At 35.9% G+C, this 18,306-nt stretch carries 19 protein-coding genes; 6 read left to right on the forward strand and 13 right to left on the reverse strand.

What is annotated here, in order from left to right:
* Positions 1-150 precede the first annotated feature (150 nt).
* The 5 genes from P8M54_RS13060 to P8M54_RS13080 all read right to left on the reverse strand — a co-directional run bounded on the left by P8M54_RS13060 (position 151) and on the right by P8M54_RS13080 (position 3,429).
* Positions 151-684 (reverse strand): hypothetical protein, encoded by a 534-nt coding sequence (locus tag P8M54_RS13060; protein ID WP_300288368.1) that lies wholly within the window; start codon positions 682-684, stop codon positions 151-153.
* Positions 685-689: 5 nt separating this feature from the next.
* A complete protein-coding gene (gene truB, locus P8M54_RS13065; RefSeq protein ID WP_300288393.1) occupies positions 690-1,376 on the reverse strand; it encodes a tRNA pseudouridine(55) synthase TruB in 687 nt (228 codons plus the stop codon).
* Positions 1,377-1,384: 8 nt separating this feature from the next.
* Entirely contained in the window at positions 1,385-2,203 is an 819-nt protein-coding gene (locus P8M54_RS13070; protein WP_300288369.1) for an undecaprenyl-diphosphate phosphatase, read from the reverse strand.
* 70 nt (positions 2,204-2,273) lie between these two features.
* Positions 2,274-2,513, reverse strand: coding sequence for a DUF3098 domain-containing protein (locus tag P8M54_RS13075; protein ID WP_300288370.1), 240 nt, complete (start codon positions 2,511-2,513; stop codon positions 2,274-2,276).
* Positions 2,514-2,553: 40 nt separating this feature from the next.
* Positions 2,554-3,429 carry a permease-like cell division protein FtsX gene (locus P8M54_RS13080; RefSeq protein ID WP_300288371.1) on the reverse strand — a complete coding sequence of 292 codons (876 nt, stop codon included), beginning with the start codon at positions 3,427-3,429 and terminating at the stop codon, positions 2,554-2,556.
* Between the two features lie 160 nt (positions 3,430-3,589).
* Here P8M54_RS13080 and leuS point away from each other — a divergent pair, with 160 nt between their 5' ends.
* Together leuS and P8M54_RS13090 are read left to right on the forward strand one after the other, a co-directional pair.
* Positions 3,590-6,466 carry a leucine--tRNA ligase gene (gene leuS / locus P8M54_RS13085; protein WP_300288372.1) on the forward strand — a complete coding sequence of 959 codons (2,877 nt, stop codon included), beginning with the start codon at positions 3,590-3,592 and terminating at the stop codon, positions 6,464-6,466.
* A gap of 153 nt (positions 6,467-6,619) precedes the next feature.
* Positions 6,620-7,312, forward strand: a complete 693-nt coding sequence (locus P8M54_RS13090; RefSeq protein ID WP_300288373.1) for a zinc metallopeptidase — start codon at positions 6,620-6,622, stop codon at positions 7,310-7,312.
* A 64-nt stretch (positions 7,313-7,376) separates the two neighbouring features.
* Here the strand turns inward: P8M54_RS13090 and P8M54_RS13095 are convergent, their stop codons facing one another.
* From P8M54_RS13095 to P8M54_RS13105, 3 genes are all read right to left on the reverse strand, one after another.
* On the reverse strand, positions 7,377-7,847 hold the full coding sequence (locus tag P8M54_RS13095) for an Lrp/AsnC ligand binding domain-containing protein (RefSeq protein ID WP_300288375.1): 471 nt from the start codon (positions 7,845-7,847) through the stop codon (positions 7,377-7,379).
* A 181-nt stretch (positions 7,848-8,028) separates the two neighbouring features.
* Positions 8,029-8,778 (reverse strand): uroporphyrinogen-III synthase, encoded by a 750-nt coding sequence (locus P8M54_RS13100; protein WP_300288376.1) that lies wholly within the window; start codon positions 8,776-8,778, stop codon positions 8,029-8,031.
* Positions 8,779-8,791: 13 nt separating this feature from the next.
* The gene (locus tag P8M54_RS13105; protein WP_300288377.1) at positions 8,792-9,463 is read right to left on the reverse strand and encodes a DUF4271 domain-containing protein; all 672 of its coding nucleotides are present in this window, start codon (positions 9,461-9,463) and stop codon (positions 8,792-8,794) included.
* A 103-nt stretch (positions 9,464-9,566) separates the two neighbouring features.
* Between P8M54_RS13105 and P8M54_RS13110 the strand changes: the two genes are divergently transcribed.
* From P8M54_RS13110 to P8M54_RS13120, 3 genes are read left to right on the forward strand one after another with little or no spacing between them, the layout of a single operon-like run.
* The gene (locus P8M54_RS13110; protein ID WP_300288378.1) at positions 9,567-10,292 is read left to right on the forward strand and encodes a polyprenol monophosphomannose synthase; all 726 of its coding nucleotides are present in this window, start codon (positions 9,567-9,569) and stop codon (positions 10,290-10,292) included.
* 10 nt (positions 10,293-10,302) lie between these two features.
* Positions 10,303-11,643, forward strand: a complete 1,341-nt coding sequence (locus P8M54_RS13115; protein WP_300288379.1) for a dihydroorotase — start codon at positions 10,303-10,305, stop codon at positions 11,641-11,643.
* A 9-nt stretch (positions 11,644-11,652) separates the two neighbouring features.
* Positions 11,653-12,138 carry a DUF4296 domain-containing protein gene (locus tag P8M54_RS13120; protein WP_300288380.1) on the forward strand — a complete coding sequence of 162 codons (486 nt, stop codon included), beginning with the start codon at positions 11,653-11,655 and terminating at the stop codon, positions 12,136-12,138.
* Between the two features lie 14 nt (positions 12,139-12,152).
* Here P8M54_RS13120 and P8M54_RS13125 read toward each other — a convergent pair whose 3' ends face one another.
* Positions 12,153-13,151 carry an NAD-dependent epimerase/dehydratase family protein gene (locus P8M54_RS13125; protein WP_300288381.1) on the reverse strand — a complete coding sequence of 333 codons (999 nt, stop codon included), beginning with the start codon at positions 13,149-13,151 and terminating at the stop codon, positions 12,153-12,155.
* 114 nt (positions 13,152-13,265) lie between these two features.
* On the opposite strand from P8M54_RS13125, the gene tyrS reads away from it, so the two are divergent.
* Positions 13,266-14,564 (forward strand): tyrosine--tRNA ligase, encoded by a 1,299-nt coding sequence (gene tyrS / locus P8M54_RS13130; protein WP_300288382.1) that lies wholly within the window; start codon positions 13,266-13,268, stop codon positions 14,562-14,564.
* Between the two features lie 72 nt (positions 14,565-14,636).
* On the opposite strand, the gene P8M54_RS13135 is transcribed toward tyrS, so the two are convergent.
* The 4 genes from P8M54_RS13135 to P8M54_RS13150 form a co-directional block, all read right to left on the reverse strand.
* On the reverse strand, positions 14,637-15,353 hold the full coding sequence (locus P8M54_RS13135; protein ID WP_300288383.1) for a hypothetical protein: 717 nt from the start codon (positions 15,351-15,353) through the stop codon (positions 14,637-14,639).
* Entirely contained in the window at positions 15,332-16,312 is a 981-nt protein-coding gene (locus tag P8M54_RS13140; protein WP_300288384.1) for an acyl transferase, read from the reverse strand. The genes P8M54_RS13135 and P8M54_RS13140 overlap by 22 nt, the downstream gene beginning before the upstream one ends.
* A gap of 125 nt (positions 16,313-16,437) precedes the next feature.
* A complete protein-coding gene (locus P8M54_RS13145) occupies positions 16,438-16,776 on the reverse strand; it encodes a T9SS type A sorting domain-containing protein (RefSeq protein WP_300288385.1) in 339 nt (112 codons plus the stop codon).
* Between the two features lie 104 nt (positions 16,777-16,880).
* Positions 16,881-18,092, reverse strand: a complete 1,212-nt coding sequence (locus P8M54_RS13150) for a hypothetical protein (protein ID WP_300288386.1) — start codon at positions 18,090-18,092, stop codon at positions 16,881-16,883.
* Positions 18,093-18,306: the final 214 nt, after the last annotated feature.

The raw sequence follows: 18,306 nt of genomic DNA on the forward strand, positions 1-18,306 counted from the left end.
AGCCAATTCCTGCTATTCGCTCTAGCCCTTCCTCATAACCCTTTTTTTACAAGGTCATTACAGGAGCTTCCGCTGGTCGCTCTGTAACTTCCGTAAAAAAAGGGTTTTTCAGTCGGGGCTGCCGCTGCTATCAGGGGCAGGGTAGTAGTGCTAAAAACTAATTAAGGCAAGACCTAAACTTATATTGCCAGAGTCTCCTCGTCTGTTTACAGGGATTGTATAGTGATTGACTTCAATAAAAAGTACTAAATCATCGTCTGTTTGTAATCCTAAGCTTATTTTTTTATAGTCTCCAATCAAGTTACCACGACCCAAAGCAATCGCTTTTCCTAATCCAGCTTGAAGGGTTATTCGAGTTTCATCACTGATTTTTGGACTCAATCTTAAATTTGCAAAAATGGGAGCAACGACTAATTTGCTTGACCATTCCCAGCTCAAGCCGCTGTGAACGCCTATTGCAATCCACTTATGGTAGTGAATACCATAACCAAATTTTGATCCAATGCCATCTGGTATAAAAAAGGATTGTTTTTTATTAGTGTAAGGGTCAACTTCGTCACGGTTAGGATTTCCTGTCAAGGCAACCGTAACATCAAATTGGGTGTAAGTGAATTTTTTATTTTGGCCAAAAGCCAACGTTGATAAGAACAAGAATAACAAAAGGTTCTGTATTCTATAATTCAATAGCATTATAGTTGGTCTTCAAATAAAGTCACATCAGTGGCATATATCACATTATAATCACCAATTTTTGTTCTGCGTAAAGCAGTTAAATGGGAACCGGAGTTCATAGCTTGACCAAAATCGTAAGCAAGGGAACGAATATAAGTCCCTTTGCTACAAACTACTCTAAAGTCGATTTCTGGCAAATCAATTTTGGTAATTTCAAACTCATGAATCGTCGTTTTTCTAAAAGCTATTTCAACAGTTTCTCCAGCGCGAGCATGCTCGTACAAGCGAACACCATCTTTTTTAATAGCGGAGAATATGGGTGGTTTTTGATCTATTTCTCCAAGAAATTGTTGTACTGTTTCGTGAATCAATGCCTCGTTAATATGTTCCGTCGGAAAGGTTTGGTCAACTTCGGTTTCTAAATCATAGGACGGTGTAGTAGCACCTATAAAAAAAGTTCCCGTATATTCTTTGGCTTGACCTTGCAACTCAGAGATTCTTTTAGTGAATTTCCCTGTACATATTAAAAGCAATCCCGTTGCTAATGGATCTAAAGTCCCTGCGTGTCCTATCTTGAATTTTTTAGGAAGTCCGACTTTATTAATTAGCGCGTATTTTAACTTATTCACTGCTTGAAACGAACTCCATTTTAAGGGTTTGTCAATCAATAAAATTTGTCCTTCTAGATAAGCTTCGGGTGTTATTTTCTCCATTATTTAGTTTGGTAAAAATAAATGAGTAAGGCAATTCCAATAATGATTCGGTACCATCCCCAAAATTTAAAACCGTATTTAGTCAATACACTTATGAAAGTTTTTACCGCCAATAGCGCCACTACAAAAGCCACAATATTACCTAGTATAAATAGTTGAATATGATTTTCATCTTGAAAAATCATTTCGTATCCCTTCATTTCAGAAGCTGTTCCTTTTCCCCATGTTTTCACAAAAACGGAGTAAACCGTTACCGCTAACATAGTAGGTACCGCTAGGAAAAAAGAGAATTCGGCTGCCGCTTTTCGGCTTAAACCTTGCGTCATTCCACCAATGATGGAAGCTGCTGATCTCGAAGTTCCTGGCATCATGGCTAAACATTGCCAAAATCCAATAGTAACCGCTGTTTTAATAGAAATATCTTTTTCGTCGTGAATAGTTGGGTTTTTAAACCATTTGTCAACAAATAAAAGAACAATACCTCCTAAAACCAATACAGCTGATATCGCAATTTGATTCCCTAAAACAGCTTCAATTTTATCATCGAATAAATAACCTAGTACAAGCGCAGGAACAACTGCAAAAGCTAGTTTGATGTAGATATTGAAGTTTTTAAAATCAAAGAATTTTTTCCAGTACAAAACAACGATGGCTAAAATAGCTCCAAACTGAATCGAAACTTGAAACATTTTTAAGAATTCTGTTTCTTCCATTCCCAATAAAGCCGCGGTGAAACCCATGTGAGCGGTAGAGGAAATAGGTAAAAATTCCGTAAGCCCTTCAATAATCGCCAGAATTATAGCCTGTAATGTATTCATGAAAATAAGGGTGTTAGGATGCTAAGTTTGGAAAAGGTAATAAATTGTGGTTTTTTCCAAAAGGTAATGACTACTTTTTTGGACTCTTTAAAATAGCGTAAATGGTAATTCCAAAACCAATCAAAACAGTAGTTGGAGCCAAACGAATTCTTCTAAAGTTAAAAATATCCTCGCTAAAAACAGCAGGATCATCGCTACCTCCGCCTGACATTAATATAAATCCAAGTACAATTACTCCTATTCCGATTAGAAGAATAGTGTAGTTATTTTTTCCGAAAAGAAATTCTTGTTTTTGCTCGTTGTTTTTCATAATGTCTTTGCAAGGAATGCATAGCACTCCTATTTATAGTTTAGTATAAATCGTCTGTTCTTAAATTCAGGAATCGTTGTGTCGCGAAATGCGTACTAACCCAAGTGATTAATATTCCAATACCAAATACGGCAATTAGTACCGTACCAGTCAATAACGGATTGTCTAAGATTCCCAAATCAGGGAAGCTTGTTTCTACATATAATAAAACACCTACCAGCGCAAAAATGGCTAGTAAAGCTCCAATCATTCCTAGTTTTACACTGCGCATTACGAATGGTTTTCTAATGAATGATTTAGTCGCGCCCACCATTTGCATGGTTTTTATGATAAATCGATTAGAGTGAATAGACAATCGCAGCGAACTATTAATTAGTAAAACTGCTATAAAGGTCAAGAAACCACTGATGATTAAAATCCACATGCTCACTTTCTTGATGTTGTCATTCACTAAATTGACCAATTGCTTATCATAGACAATGTCTGATATCATTGGGTTTGCTCTTAATTTACTTTCAATTTTAGCAATACTATCTTTTTCAACATAGTCCGCTTTTAAGTGAATGTCGTAAGAGTTTTGCAATGGGTTTTCGCCCAAGAACGTCATGAAGTCTTCGCCTATAATATCCGTATGTTGCTTGGCTGCTTGCTCTTTGGTCACGTAAACAGTGCTTCTAGCATAGGCTGCTCTTTTTAATTCTGTGCCAAAAGCCTTCAAGATAGTGTCATTAGCTTCGTTTTTAAAGAAGACCGTCATGGCTATTTTTTCTTTAAAATCATTCGCTAACTTTTGGGAATTGATGATGAATAATCCTAATACACCTAAAAGAAATAACACCAAGAATACACTTAGTACAACCGAAAAATAAGAGGAAATTAACCTGCGTTTTTGAAACTTATCAAATGAAGAACTCATAGTTTATTTTAATTATGGGGTAAAAATAATAAAGAATTTCTTTATTTGAAGTTAATAACGGCCAAAGTTTTAACTTTCGTACAATAAACGTAAATTTGCCAGCACGATAATAAATAAAAAGTATAGAAACTTTGCAGCTTTGCAACTTTGAAACTAGATAATGAAATACAATCCGAACGAAATTGAAGCCAAATGGCAAAAATACTGGGCTGAAAACAAAACATTTGCAGCACAAAATAACTCCGAAAAACCAAAACATTATGTTCTGGATATGTTTCCTTATCCGTCGGGAGCAGGCTTGCACGTAGGACATCCACTAGGTTACATTGCTTCGGATGTATATTCAAGGTACAAAAGACATCAAGGATATAATGTGCTTCATCCAATGGGGTACGATAGTTTTGGTCTTCCAGCGGAGCAGTATGCTATTCAAACCGGACAACGTCCAGAGGATACCACTCGTGTTAATATCGACGGTGGCGTTGATAAAGAAGGAAATAAAATTGTCGGCTACAGAAAACAGTTAGATCAAATAGGTTTTTCATTTGATTGGGATAGAGAAGTTCGAACTTCAAATCCGGATTATTACAAACATACACAATGGATTTTTATTCAGTTATTTAATTCTTGGTACAACAAAGAGTCTGATAAAGCTGAAGACATTAGCACACTAACCGCTATTTTTGAAAAAGAAGGAAATGCGAATGTAAAAGCCGTTTGTGATGATAATATTGCTGTTTTTACAGCAGAAGAGTGGAATGCTTTCGCAAAAGAGCAACAAGAAAAGATTTTGTTGCAATACAGATTAACGTATTTAGCAGAAAGCGAAGTAAACTGGTGTCCTGGATTAGGAACGGTCTTGGCTAATGATGAAATCGTAAATGGCGTTTCAGAGCGTGGTGGATTTACCGTAGTTCGTAAAAAAATGACACAATGGAGCATGCGTATATCGGCTTATGCGGAGCGTTTGTTACAAGGTTTAAATGATATTGATTGGAGCGAAAGCATCAAAGAAAGTCAACGCAACTGGATCGGGAAAAGTGTTGGTGCAATGGTGTCTTTTAAAGTCCAAAATTCAAATGCTGAAATTTCGGTGTTCACAACACGCCCTGACACTATTTTTGGTTTGACGTTCATGACCTTGGCTCCTGAGCATCCTTTAGTTCAAGAAATTACTACTCCTGAATATTTGGATAAAATAAACGAATACATAGTAGCATCTTCAAAACGTTCCGAAAGAGAGCGTATGGCCGATGTGAAAACCATTTCAGGTGTTTTTACAGGCGCTTATGCGGAGCATCCTTTTACCAAGGAGCTAGTTCCAGTTTGGATTGGTGATTATGTATTAGCAGGATATGGAACCGGTGCTGTAATGGCGGTTCCTTGCGGAGATGAGCGTGACTATGCTTTTGCTAATTTCTTTAAAGGGCAAGCAGGAATGCCTGCTATCAAAAATATTTTCGATAAAGATATTTCTGAAGCTGCTTTTGGAGCTAAAGAAGGTTTTAAATTAGTGGATTCTGATTTCCTAAACGGGTTAGGCTACAAGGATGGAACGTACAAGGCTATTGAAGCGTTAGAGAAAATAAATCAAGGAAAAGGAAAAACAAACTACCGCTTGCGTGATGCTGTTTTTTCTCGTCAACGCTATTGGGGAGAACCTTTTCCAGTGTATTATGTTAATGGCTTGCCGCAAATGATTGATGCAAAATATTTACCAATCATTTTGCCCGAAGTGGAGAAATACTTACCTACCGAAGACGGCTTGCCTCCATTAGGAAATGCAGCAGTTTGGGCTTGGGATACAACAACAAATAAAGTAGTTGCTACAGATTTAGTTGACGACTCTACTGTTTTTCCTTTGGAATTAAACACCATGCCAGGTTGGGCAGGAAGTTCGTTTTACTGGATGCGCTATATGGATCCAAAAAACGAAAACGAATTTGCAAGCCAAGAAGCACTAGCGTATTGGGAAAGTGTCGATTTGTATATTGGTGGAAACGAACACGCTACAGGGCATTTATTGTATTCTCGTTTTTGGAACAAATTCTTAAAAGACAAAGGTTTTGCACCAACCGAAGAGCCGTTCAAGAAATTGATCAACCAAGGTATGATTTTGGGAACTAGTGCTTTTGTGTACCGATTAGAAGGAACGAATACATTTGTTTCTAAAAATAAGATTGAGGGTCAAAATGTTCAACCTATCCATGCCGATGTTTCCATGGTCAATTCTTCAGATGAGTTAGATGTCGAAGCTTTCAAAAAATGGAGAGAAGATTATAAAGACGCCGAATTCCTTTTGGATGAAAACGGAAAATATATTGTAGGTCGCGAAGTAGAGAAAATGTCTAAGTCGAAATACAACGTAGTGACGCCTGATAATATTTGTGCGGAATACGGTGCTGATACTTTGCGTTTGTACGAAATGTTTTTAGGACCATTAGAGCAAGCGAAGCCATGGAACACAGCCGGAATTTCGGGTGTATTTGGTTTCTTGAAAAAATTATGGCGATTGTATCATAATGGACCTGATGATTCTTTTTACGTTTCTGACTCCCCTCCTTCGGAGGGGTCGGGGGAGGCTTTAAAAACGTTACACAAAACCATCAAGAAAGTAGCTGATGATATTGAGAATTTTTCTTTTAATACTTCGGTTTCGCAATTTATGATTTGTGTGAATGAACTATCGACTCAAAACTGCCATTCAAGAGCGATACTAGAGCCTTTAGCAATTGTAATTTCGCCTTATGCGCCACACATTGCTGAGGAATTATGGTCGCTGTTAGGTCACGAAGGGTCGATTGCCTTAGTTCCTTTTCCTGCATTTGAACCAAAACATTTGGTCGAAAGTGAAAAAGAATACCCAGTTTCCTTCAACGGAAAAATGCGTTTTACAATTACGTTGCCTTTGGATTTAACCAAAGAACAAATTGAAGAAATCGTAATGAAAGACGAACGAACTATAAAACAACTAGATGGTAAAGCACCGAACAAAGTGATTATTGTTCCCGGAAAAATCATCAATTTAGTAGGTTAATTTTTTTGAACCTAGAATCTAAATCCCAATTGCAACTCGTGCAATTGGGATTTTTTATTTAGAAATATTTAACTGATGCCAAACTGACATTTTTTATATTTGGTTCAGATTTTGCTATTTATATTCAAACAAACAAAACTAAAAAATAAAGATATGGGATCAGGATATTTAATTCTAGCGGGTGCTATCATGCTTTTTAGCTGGTTAGTAAGTTATAGGCTCAAAAGTAAATTTGAACAGTATTCTAAACTGCATTTGCAAAACGGAATGTCGGGTGCTGAAATCGCTGAGAAAATGTTAGCGGATAATGGTATTCGAGATGTACGTGTTATTTCGACACCAGGTCAACTTACAGATCATTACAATCCCGTGGACAAAACGGTGAATCTTAGTGAATCAGTATACAATCAGCGTAATGCGGCTGCTGCTGCAGTAGCGGCACACGAATGTGGTCATGCAGTACAACATGCTGTAGGTTATCAATGGCTAACGATGCGTTCAAAGCTAGTTCCTTTTGTTAATGTAGCTTCTAGTTACATGCAATGGGTTTTGTTGGGTGGGATTTTGTTAATCAATACTTTTCCGGCTTTATTGTTGGGCGGGATTGTACTTTTTGCAGCCACAACACTTTTCTCGATTGTGACTTTGCCGGTAGAATATGATGCGAGTAATCGTGCCTTAGCTTGGTTAGAGAACAAACGAATGCTAACACAACAAGAGCAAGTAAGAGCAAAGGATGCATTGAAATGGGCTGCTAGAACCTACGTAGTTGCAGCATTAGGATCTATTGCTACGCTACTCTATTATGTTTCGCTTTACATGGGAGCGGGAAGTCGAAGAGATTAAAGTATTTTCTAAAATTCACATGTTATAATTGTAGCCGTCTCATTTAACTAATGAGTCGGTTTTTTTATAACTGGATTTGACGGTCTATTTGCTGGTCTAAGGAAATGAAAGTTTCGGTTCTTGAAACACCTTCGATCGCTTGTATTTTAGTATTTAAGAGTTGCATTAAATGTTCGTTATCTCTGCAAATGATTTTTATCAATATCGACCAGTTTCCAGTGGTGTAGTGGCATTCGAGTACTTCGGGTATTTTTTTTAGCTCTTTTACAGCCTCAGGGTTTCGTGCGGCTTTGTCTAGATATACGCCTACAAAAGCCATGGTGTTGTATCCTAGTATTTTGTTGTTAACGGTGAATTTAGAGCCCGAAATCACGCCAGACTGCTCGAGTTTGCGTAGTCTTTGATGTATCGCAGCACCTGATATGCCTATTTTATTAGCGATTTGCAAAATAGGTTTTCGAGCATCATCCATGAGGTCTCTTAAAATTTCTTTATCGATTCCGTCTATTTCGACAACTAAGGAATTAATCTTCATGTCTTATTGTTTATAACTGTAATTGAGTATTCAGTTTCAAATTGAAATCAAATGTAAATAAATTCAATTAAAAAGTGGTAATAAAAGTGATTTGTGTTTTACTTTTCAGATTGGCTAAAAGTTCAGTCAAAAAAAAATCACCTGCGAACAGATGATTTTTGTATGATGAAGGAGTGTTTTTTTACTTTCCTTTATTTGCTTCAGCAATGTATTTCTCAAGTGCCATTGTCATAGAAGGTGTATTAGGTGTTGGAGCAAGAATATCTACTCTTAGTCCGTGATCTAAAGCTTCTTTTTGAGTGGTACTTCCAAAAACAGCTATTCTCGTATTGTTTTGTTCGAAATCCGGAAAATTCTTGTACAATGATTTGATTCCTGTTGGGCTAAAGAAAGCTAGAATGTCATAATAAACATCTGCTAGATCAGACAAATCACTCATAACTGTTTTGTAAAAAACGGCTTGAGTCCAGTCTACTTTTAAATTGTTTAGCGTAATAGGTGCATCTGCATTTAATTGATCTGAGGCTGGCAATAAGAATTTTTCGTCTTTATACTTTTTAATCAGTGGCGATAAATCAGCAAAATCTTTAGGTCCTACGTAGATTTTACGTTTTCTGTAAACAACATATTTTTGTAAATAAAATGCAACTGCTTCTGATTGGCAAAAATATTTTAATCCTTCAGGAACTTTGAAACGCATTTCTTCGGCTACTCTAAAAAAATGGTCTACAGCATTTCTGCTTGTTAAAATAATAGCGGTATAATGATTAAGATCGATTTTTTGTAATCGAATCTCTTTGGCATTAACTCCTTCTATATGAATAAAAGGCCTGAAATCAATTTTCACTTTATGCTTTTGTTGTAGCTCAAAGTAAGGAGAATTCTCTACCTTAGGCTCAGGCTGTGACACCAAAATTGTTTTCACTTTCATATTTTAATTTTTTCTAAGCACTCCTATTTGTAAACAAATAGTACATAAAAAAGTAAGGTGCTATTTCGAGAGTGCAAAGATATAAAATAAAATAAAACAACTTACTGAATATTAAATTTTGATAATTTTTTATTGAAACCAAATAGATTAGAGTGCTGATTATTAATATTATAGAAAGGAATATGATGGGAATATTTTTAGAAATACTGTCGTAATAAAAGAGGATTACATTCACTGGGAGTATAAATAAACTAATGTAAGTTCTATAGATTACTTTTTGAAGGTTAAATTGTTCTACAAATTCCTCAATATTAAATGCGGTTCCTATAATTTTTTCAATCAAAAACTTGGCTAAAACGAAGAAAATAAGAAGTGTAAATATTTGAATGTATAAAATTCCATCGGTTTTGTTAGCGTATCCAAAAATACTAAGCGTTAATTGGATAAAAAAGGCAACCGAAATAATTTGCACGATGAATAGTGCTATCGTAAAAGTGCTTTTTAATTGACTGCTGTCACGGTAAACCTTCGAGTATTTGTCGGAGAAAATCAAATTCATGAAATCTCCAAATCGGTTTTCATAAACGGATTTAGTGATCGCAATAATTGCAAAGGCAAGGACAAATAGAATGGTTGCCCAATCTTTATTTTCAGTTAGTCGAGGATGCAGTACATGTTCAATCATAGGAGTACAAAATTAGTAATTTTTTATATCAATCTTTTTATTATAATTTTATTATGAATCGATTGCTATAAAATGGTTACTTTTGCCGTGAAATTACTAGAAAATGAGCGATTGTATTGTTATAATTCCTACCTATAACGAAATAGAAAATATAGAAAGCATTATTCGAACTGTGCTTTCTCAGCATAAGCCCTTTCATATCCTTATTGTTGATGATAATTCTCCTGACCGTACTGCAGACAAGGTAAAAGTGTTGCAAAAGGAATTCGAAGGTCGGTTATTTTTAGAAAACAGAAAGAAAAAAGCTGGTTTGGGCACCGCTTATGTGCATGGTTTCAAGTGGGCATTGGAAAATAAATATGATTTTATTTTTGAAATGGATGCTGATTTTTCACATAACCCTAACGATCTTGAAAAATTATACAATGCCTGCCATTTTGGGAATGCTGATTTAGCGATTGGCTCGAGGTATGTAACTGGCGTGAACGTGGTCAATTGGCCTTTGAATAGAGTGTTGTTGTCCTATTTTGCTTCGGTTTATGTGCGAATCATTACGGGTATGAAAATTCACGATGCTACCGCAGGATTTGTTTGCTACAAAAGAGAAGTGCTAGAAAACATCGGAATCGATAAAATAAAATTTGTGGGTTATGCATTTCAAATTGAGATGAAGTACCGAACTTTTTGTAAAAAATTCAACATAGTCGAAGTGCCCATTATCTTTACAGATCGAACCAAGGGCGAATCAAAAATGAGTAATTCGATTATTGTAGAAGCCGTTTTTGGAGTGATTTCATTACGATTAAAAAAATTAGTTAATAGTCTATAATAAAAAAACAATGAACAAGGTTTTAATTAAGAATGCCAAAATAGTAAATGAAGGAGTAATTTTTGAGGGCGATGTTTTAATTGAAAATGACATAATTGTTGAAATATCAGAAAGCATTAGTGCCAAGTCCTCTGATTGCGTTATTGTTGACGCCGAAGGAAACTACTTAATGCCAGGTGCCATAGATGATCAGGTTCATTTTAGAGAACCAGGCTTGACCCATAAAGGTGATATCGAGTCGGAATCAAGAGCCGCTGTTGCAGGCGGAATTACTTCGTTCATCGAACAGCCTAACACCGTACCTAACGCCGTTACCCAAGAAATCCTAGAAGAAAAATACCAATTAGCTGCTAATAACTCCTACGCGAATTATTCGTTTATGATGGGTGCGACTAATGACAATCTTGAGGAAGTACTTAAAACAAATCCTAAAAATGTTGCAGGAGTTAAGATATTCTTAGGTTCTTCGACAGGTAATATGTTGGTGGATAATGAAGCGGTATTAGAAAAAATATTTTCAAGTACGCCGTTATTAATTGCCGTACATTGTGAAGACGAAACGACTATTAAAAATAATTTAGCTAAATACACTGAAGAGTATGGTGAGGATATTCCTGTAACGGCGCATCACTTAATTCGATCTGAGGAGGCTTGTTATATTTCGTCATCAAAGGCAGTAGCCCTTGCTAAAAAAACCGGTGCTCGTTTGCATGTATTTCATCTTTCCACAGCTAAGGAGATGAGTTTATTTACCAATAAAATTCCGTTAGAGAAAAAGCAAATCACAGCTGAGGTGTGTATACATCATTTATGGTTTACCAATGAGGATTATGCTACTAAAGGTAATTTAATTAAATGGAATCCTGCCGTTAAAACGGCTAACGATAAGGATGCTTTGTGGGAAGCCTTACTAGATGGTCGAATTGATGTTGTTGCGACGGATCACGCTCCTCACACCTTAGAGGAAAAACAACAGCCTTATTCAAAAGCACCATCAGGTGGACCGTTAGTGCAGCATGCTGTTGTAGCAATGTTTGAAGCGCATCATCAAGGTAAAATAAGCGTAGAGAAAATTGTGGAGAAAATGTGTCACAATCCAGCTAAGATTTTTAAAATAGAAAAGCGTGGCTTTATCAAAGAAGGCTACTTCGCAGATTTAGTGATTGTAAATGCAGGTTTACCATGGAGCGTAAAAAAAGAAAATATTTTTGCTAAATGTGGTTGGTCTCCTTTTGAAGGCTTTACCTTTAAGTCCAGAATTACACATACTTTTGTAAATGGTAAATTAGTGTATAATGCCTTTAAAGTTAAAAATATCCGTGCTGGAAAAAGACTGTTGTTTGATCGTTAAAAAATAGAGATGAAAAAGATACTATCGGTTATTGTGGTGTTCCTTTTATTGGTAAGTTGCAAAGAGGATGTGGTCGCAAAACCAGATCGGCTAATTGCCAAGGATAAGATGATTGACATCATGTACGATATTGCAGTACTCGAAGGAATAAAATATCAAAATCCTACTTCACTCGATAGTAACCAAATCAATTCAGCTTCTTATATCTATAAAAAGTACAATATCGATAGTTTGCAGCTTGCGCAAAGTAATGTGTATTATGCCACCGACTATGTGGAGTATAAAAACATGTACGATACCTTAGTTAAAAGAATCGACCGAAAAAAAGCAGATCTTGACTCCATTATCCAAAAGGATAAGAAATTGAAAAGTAAAAGGGAAGCTATAAAAGCGAAAAAGGCGAAGGCAACTCTTAAAAAAGATTCATTGGCAAAGATTAAGGTAGCGCCTATCAACGAAAATATAACAAAGGGAGTAATTCTTAAAACGAAATAAAGATTCTTTTAATTTCAACTGAAATTTTCTTGGATGTAGTGCCGTACATTGGTAAATTCAAAATCTAAGTCGGCTTTGATTTTATCATTCGAATAGGTATTCATTGCAATAGAAGCTACTGCAGCGGCTTGAGTGAATTTCCGTTTCCTTTTGAAAACACGCGCCATTACAGCATCTATTCTCCAAGCAATTTCAATCATGAAAGGAGTTGCGTGCTTTGTTGGTTTTTTTACTTTTAAGGCAGTAGCTACAGTATCAAAAAAGTCTTTGAAAGATATGTTTTCTGCAATTAGAGTGTAGCGTTTATTGGTTTTAGAGCTATTCATTAATTGATAAGCTATAGTAGCAACATCGGTAACAGCAATAAAACCAGTTGTGCCTAAAGTATAATACGGCATTCCATTGGCTACTTTTGTAATAAGTTCACCACTACCTTGGTCGGGAAATCCTGGACCTAATATAACTCCTGGATTTATAATAATTACATCTAATCCCTCTTGTTGGGCGCGCCACACTTCCATTTCAGCACCATATTTAGAGATGGCATAGTCGCTATGTTGTTTTTCAGGATTCCATTCGGCTTCTTCATTAATAACTGTTTGGGATCCTATAACATCCCCGAGAGCGGCAATAGAGCTAATATGACACAGTTTTTTGATTCCTTTTGCTAAAGCAAAATTGACAATATTAGCGGTTCCTTCAATATTGGTTTTTCGTAGGATATCCTCGTCTCTTGGGTCGAAAGAAATAAAAGCAGCACAATGGTAAACCATAGTTATGCCTTCAAAAGTGATTTCTAAAGCCGGAATATCAAGAATATCGGCTTGTACCCATTCGATACGATCAAAAAGGCTTGCTTTATTGTAGCGGTCAAATAAGGATTTTGTTTTTTTTATAGAGGCCTGCGAGCGATAGGTAGCACGCAGCTGCGACTGTGCCTCGCTAGCCTGCGATACAATATGCAGCAATATGTGTGCGCCTACTAAACCTGTTCCTCCTGTTACTAAAATCATATAGCGAATTTACGAAATAGGAAGCAGTAATCATGATTTTTTTAGATTAAGCAGTTAAACAAATTAGTCAATCCACATTATATTTTATATTTGCATAAAATTATACGTACTAGAATGAAAAATATTATAACTGAATTACAATGGCGCGGATTAGTTCACGACATTATGCCTGGAACCGAAGAACAACTTTTAAAAGAAATGACCGCTACTTATATCGGTTTTGATCCTACATCTGATTCTTTACATATTGGTAGTTTAGTTCCTATTATTCTTTTGGTACATTTAAAAAACTTTGGACACAAACCTATTGCTTTAGTAGGCGGTGCCACGGGTATGATTGGTGATCCTTCAGGAAAATCAGATGAAAGAAACCTACTAGACGAAGCTACGCTAAATCATAATGTAGAAGGAATAAAAGGGGTGTTATCCCGTTTTTTAGATTTTAACGCTACCGAAGCTAATGGAGCGGTGCTGGTAAATAATTACGACTGGATGAAGGAGCTTTCTTTTATCAATTTTGCTCGTGATGTAGGTAAACGCATCACAGTAAATTATATGATGGCTAAGGATTCTGTTAAGAAAAGATTGTCTGGTGAAGGCGAAGGAATGTCCTTTACGGAGTTCACCTACCAGTTAATTCAAGGGTATGACTTCTATCATTTGCATAAAGAATACAATTGCTTGCTTCAAATGGGTGGTTCAGACCAATGGGGAAATATCACCACTGGAACGGAATTAGTACGCCGTATGAATGTTGGTGAAGAAGCTAAGGCTTATGCCATGACTTGCCCTTTGATTACAAAGGCTGATGGTTCTAAGTTTGGTAAATCAGAAGGCGGTAATGTATGGTTAACAGCCGATAAAACCTCGGTTTATAAATTTTATCAATTCTGGTTGAACACAACTGATGTTGACGCTGAGAAATACATTAAAATTTTTACCTTTTTAGATCAAGAAACGATTGAAAGCTTAATTGAAAGCCATAAAGAAGCGCCGCATCAAAGAGCGCTACAACGCAAATTAGCTGAAGAATTAACTGTTTTTGTACATTCTAAAGAAGAATTAGAAAAAGCCATTAAAGCGTCTAATATTTTGTTTGGAAATGCAACGGCTGATGATTTAAAAGAATTGGATGAAGCTACTTTTCTAGAAGTTTTTGACGGTGTTCCGCAAGCCGAAATAGCAAGAGCCGATATCGAAGCAGGAATCGAAATAATCTCGGTTTTGAACGAAAAAACAGGATTCTTTAAATCTAACGGAGAGGCAAGAAGAGCTTTAACAGCTAATTCAATAGCTGTAAATAAAGAAAAAGTAAAAGAAGATTTTATCCTTTCGGAAAAAGATTTAATCAACAACCAATTTGTGCTTTTACAAAGCGGTAAGAAAAATTATTTTGTAGTTCGAATTGTGTAATAGGTTCTATTAAGAATAGAATATCCCAATACTGTGAAAAAGTGTTGGGATTTTTTTTGTTTAAAAAGGAACTTATTCTTTTAAATTGATCTCAACTTTATTCGATTGAAACCAGCCTCTTAGTATAGTTGCGTTCGCTTCAATTTTAAGTTTATCCTCAGGAAGTAATCGAGCATACAGTTCGTCCTTTAGTAAAATCACAACAAGGTCCATGTAGTGCGGCGTTTTTTCGTCAAGGTAGTATTCGTTTTCATAATGGGTAACGTATCGGTTTTTATCCCAGTTGAAGGTTACAGCATACGACCTGCTTTCGTGAGGTTCAAAAGTTAGTATGCTGTTCAATATGTTTTTACTAGTTGTCTCCCTGTTTTCTTTTTCTTTTTTAAGGTAATAGGCTTCTAAATTACCTTTATTATCTTGGAGTTCTTGCTGCATTTTGTCGATAAATTCTTTATTCTTTTTGTCGTTGGTTAGAGGGCTCGATATACTCTCAGCGTCAATGCGAATAGTATCTTGGTACAAACGGTAGGAAGGCATCCATGCCAATGCACTAGATACATTTGATCGAATGGCATTAGGGTTGAGAATAAAAGAAATTGGTGCTGCGGTTTTGTTTTTTATTCGATAATGAATAGTAAAAACGCGAGAATTAGCACTTGGGTCTTTGTATTGGATAGAGTCTAAAACAAGTTCGATTTCCTCAGTTTGCGCTTGAAGACAAAAAGAAAATAAGAATAAAGCAATGCTTAAAAAGCGTACATTCATTTCTAAAGTACCATTAAATTGCATCCGCGAATATCTGAATTATCAAAACGACCCAGAATTTCGAAAGAGTTATTGGTGATTTTTTTTCCTAAATCCTGAGTAGCAATAAAAGAGCAGGAGTTGAGGTTAGCGAGATCAATTACGTTAATACCGCCAGTTTTACCATGCGGAATATATGTTAACGCATCTTCGGTATCGCGTACTAGGATTAGCATCCAAGTTGGGCACTCAAACACACCTTGTCCAAGCGAGTAGGCTTGCGATAGCAACTCCGTCATTCCATATTCAGAATGGATTGCAGACACTCCAAATCCAGCGCAGAGCTGTTGGTGTAACTCTTCCCGAATCATCTCTTTTCGTTTGCCCTTCATTCCGCCTGTTTCCATGATAATGGTGTTTTGTAGTTGGAATTGGTGCTTTTCGATTACATCAAGTAAAGCATAAGTTACTCCTATTAAAATCACATTTTGTCCAGCGGCATCCAGTGCGGTAAGGTTTTTTATTAATTCATCATGATTGTGTAAATAGAAGCCGCTTTCTTCATGATTGGAGGATTGTATCAAATCCTGGACCATATAAATTAATGAAGATCCTTCTTTTTCTAGGTAAGAAGGTAATAAGGCTAGTACTACATAGTCTTCGATGTTTCCATAAAACTGTGAAAACCCTTTTTGGTAACTTTCTTCATAAAGGGAAGTATCGGTAACAAGATGTTTACTAGTAATCATTCCGGTGGTTCCGCTGCTGGTAAATGTCTGTTGTATAGCATTGGTATTAGAAACGACTTCATGACTTTTGAAAAACTGAATAGGCAAAAACGGAATCTGAGCTATTGATTTGACTTTGGAGACATTCGTTTGAAGTAAATCGCAAAATTCCTTATAGACTAAGTTGTTTTCGTATTGAAAACGAAATGTTTTAAGAGCAATTTTTTCAAATTGTTTTTGATTCGAAATGGTAAATATATCAGTAGCTGTAATCAAAACTATTTTTTAGGGCAAAGGTATAAATTTAGTAAGATAATAAGATTTTTTAGCGTCAAAGATATCGGTAACAAAAAAGCTCCATTGGTTACAATGGAGCTTTTAAAATTGATATGATTGTTTACTTATCTTACTATTAATTTTCGAGTAGCAGTTGCGTTATCTTCATTTATTTTAATGATATAAACACCTGGTATAAGATTTGAGATGTTTAATTCTCGCGTACTCAACATGGTTTGAAGTACTTTTTTACCTAAAAGATCAAAAATAATAATTTCTTTGTCAGAATCATTTTTGGTAGAAATATATACTTTACCGTTACTCACAGGGTTTGGGTACATACTTAAGCCCTCGATAATAGAAGAATCTTGTTGTTTTGTTACGGTCTTAGTATCTTGAGCCTGAAGGTTCGAGGAAAAGAAAAGTACCGATAAAATTATAATATAAAAGTAATTTTTTTTCATTGAAATTGTTTGGTTTTGTAAATATAAGAAAATAAATTCAAATACTGTACCAAAAAAAATGCCTTTCGTTTTGAAAGGCATTTTTATTAATTTTAAGGGTTTGATTAGAATCCTACAGACCAACCTGCTGCCCATGCTGGCATATTTGCTCCATTTCCAGCCCCAGTAGAAGTTCCTTCTGAAGTCACGATTGCAGATACATTAGTTGATAATCCTGAAGTTGCAGGTGCAACGGCATTTAGTTTACCAGATGTTTTAGTGGCTACGTCAGTAGTGTAGTTTACGTTTACTGCTTTAAGTCCAGTAGGTATAAAAGCGATAGTTTCGTCGTTTTCTACATTGAAACCAACCTTCCAGTTGCTTAAGAATAAATTAGTAAAAATTCCTTTAGTTCCTCTTCTTAGTTTCATTGCGTCATTTTCTAACCATGTACCAGCTGTTGGAGCGCTTCCTGGTCCTACAAGAGTTAAGTTAGTTATCGTTGGGTTAGCGATTGGAGTAAAAGAATACCCTAATTCAAAGTTGTCTGCTTCAATACCTCTGTTCCCTTTTCCGAAACCTAATTTTCCGTACCAGTTTGTGTTTGTACCGGACCATCCTTCTGTCCAGTCAAATTGATCATCTTCGTTTCCGATAGAGATTAAATTAGATGTATTTACTGTACCTCCGAAGAATTCAACACCATCATCTGCACCTTGAAAAAATTCTACGTAGTCGATTGTTGTTCCTGAACCTACTCCAAATAGTGACAGACCATTAAATTCTTTCTCACTGTTAAAGGCTGCACCTGCATACTCAATTCTTAAGTATTTGATTGAGCCTGAGTTGTCATTTGCTACAGTTCCTCCATAAGTTAAATCTGCTACTTCTGATAGAGCGGTTCCTGCTCCTCCGTTAATACGGTTAATAGGTGCTTTACCGCATATTACTAATCCACCCCAGTCACCTGCGGCTTTTGTAGCTAATCCTGACGTCATTACTACTGGTTTAGCTGCAGTTCCTTCCACATTTAATTTTCCGCCTTGTGCAATAGCGATATACGATTGTGTTCCACCTGTTCCTTGAATTACTGTTCCCGCTGGGATAGTTAATGTTGCACCGTTATTAACTTGTAATTTCCCAGTTAATTTATAGGTTTTTGCTGGATCTAAAGTGATAGTTCCATTATCAATAGTTCCTTGGAAGTTGTTTGCATCTGCCGTAAAAGTAGATGATGGTGGAGTTGTAGGTGTTGGATTGTCACTAGAAGAACAGCTGGTAATTAAGCCTGCTGCTAATGTTAAAATTCCGAATAATTTTACAGTTGATTTTTTCATGATTCTTTGATAATAGTTATGTTTATTTTCAATTACAAAGATGGATCAAGTCTTTTGTTTTTATGTTATCTAAACGTGAATGTTAGTTTACTAAATCGCTACTGTAGTATTAATTTAAGGTTAATTGATTCTGTTTTTTGCTAATTATGTTAGGTTTAGTTTTGGCAGTGTTATCAAGCGAATGTTACCAAGCAAAGTACCATAGAGATTAAAT

It is taken from the genome of Flavobacterium sp. (assembly GCF_029242675.1).
Classification (GTDB): Bacteria; Bacteroidota; Bacteroidia; order Flavobacteriales; family Flavobacteriaceae; genus Flavobacterium.

Excerpts from the sequence above, each read along its gene's own strand:
- P8M54_RS13105 (WP_300288377.1), bottom strand. The coding sequence starts at position 9,463 with ATGATTGAACATGTACTGCATCCTCGACTAACTGAAAATAAAGATTGG.
- P8M54_RS13145 (WP_300288385.1), bottom strand. The coding sequence starts at position 16,776 with ATGAAAAAAAATTACTTTTATATTATAATTTTATCGGTACTTTTCTTT.
- P8M54_RS13100 (WP_300288376.1), bottom strand. The coding sequence starts at position 8,778 with ATGAAAGTGAAAACAATTTTGGTGTCACAGCCTGAGCCTAAGGTAGAG.
- P8M54_RS13110 (WP_300288378.1), top strand. The coding sequence starts at position 9,567 with ATGAGCGATTGTATTGTTATAATTCCTACCTATAACGAAATAGAAAAT.
- P8M54_RS13120 (WP_300288380.1), top strand. The coding sequence starts at position 11,653 with ATGAAAAAGATACTATCGGTTATTGTGGTGTTCCTTTTATTGGTAAGT.
- P8M54_RS13075 (WP_300288370.1), bottom strand. The coding sequence starts at position 2,513 with ATGAAAAACAACGAGCAAAAACAAGAATTTCTTTTCGGAAAAAATAAC.
- P8M54_RS13080 (WP_300288371.1), bottom strand. The coding sequence starts at position 3,429 with ATGAGTTCTTCATTTGATAAGTTTCAAAAACGCAGGTTAATTTCCTCT.
- P8M54_RS13095 (WP_300288375.1), bottom strand. The coding sequence starts at position 7,847 with ATGAAGATTAATTCCTTAGTTGTCGAAATAGACGGAATCGATAAAGAA.
- P8M54_RS13135 (WP_300288383.1), bottom strand. The coding sequence starts at position 15,353 with ATGCAATTTAATGGTACTTTAGAAATGAATGTACGCTTTTTAAGCATT.
- P8M54_RS13090 (WP_300288373.1), top strand. The coding sequence starts at position 6,620 with ATGGGATCAGGATATTTAATTCTAGCGGGTGCTATCATGCTTTTTAGC.
- P8M54_RS13115 (WP_300288379.1), top strand. The coding sequence starts at position 10,303 with ATGAACAAGGTTTTAATTAAGAATGCCAAAATAGTAAATGAAGGAGTA.
- P8M54_RS13150 (WP_300288386.1), bottom strand. The coding sequence starts at position 18,092 with ATGAAAAAATCAACTGTAAAATTATTCGGAATTTTAACATTAGCAGCA.
- tyrS (WP_300288382.1), top strand. The coding sequence starts at position 13,266 with ATGAAAAATATTATAACTGAATTACAATGGCGCGGATTAGTTCACGAC.
- P8M54_RS13070 (WP_300288369.1), bottom strand. The coding sequence starts at position 2,203 with ATGAATACATTACAGGCTATAATTCTGGCGATTATTGAAGGGCTTACG.
- leuS (WP_300288372.1), top strand. The coding sequence starts at position 3,590 with ATGAAATACAATCCGAACGAAATTGAAGCCAAATGGCAAAAATACTGG.
- P8M54_RS13125 (WP_300288381.1), bottom strand. The coding sequence starts at position 13,151 with ATGATTTTAGTAACAGGAGGAACAGGTTTAGTAGGCGCACACATATTG.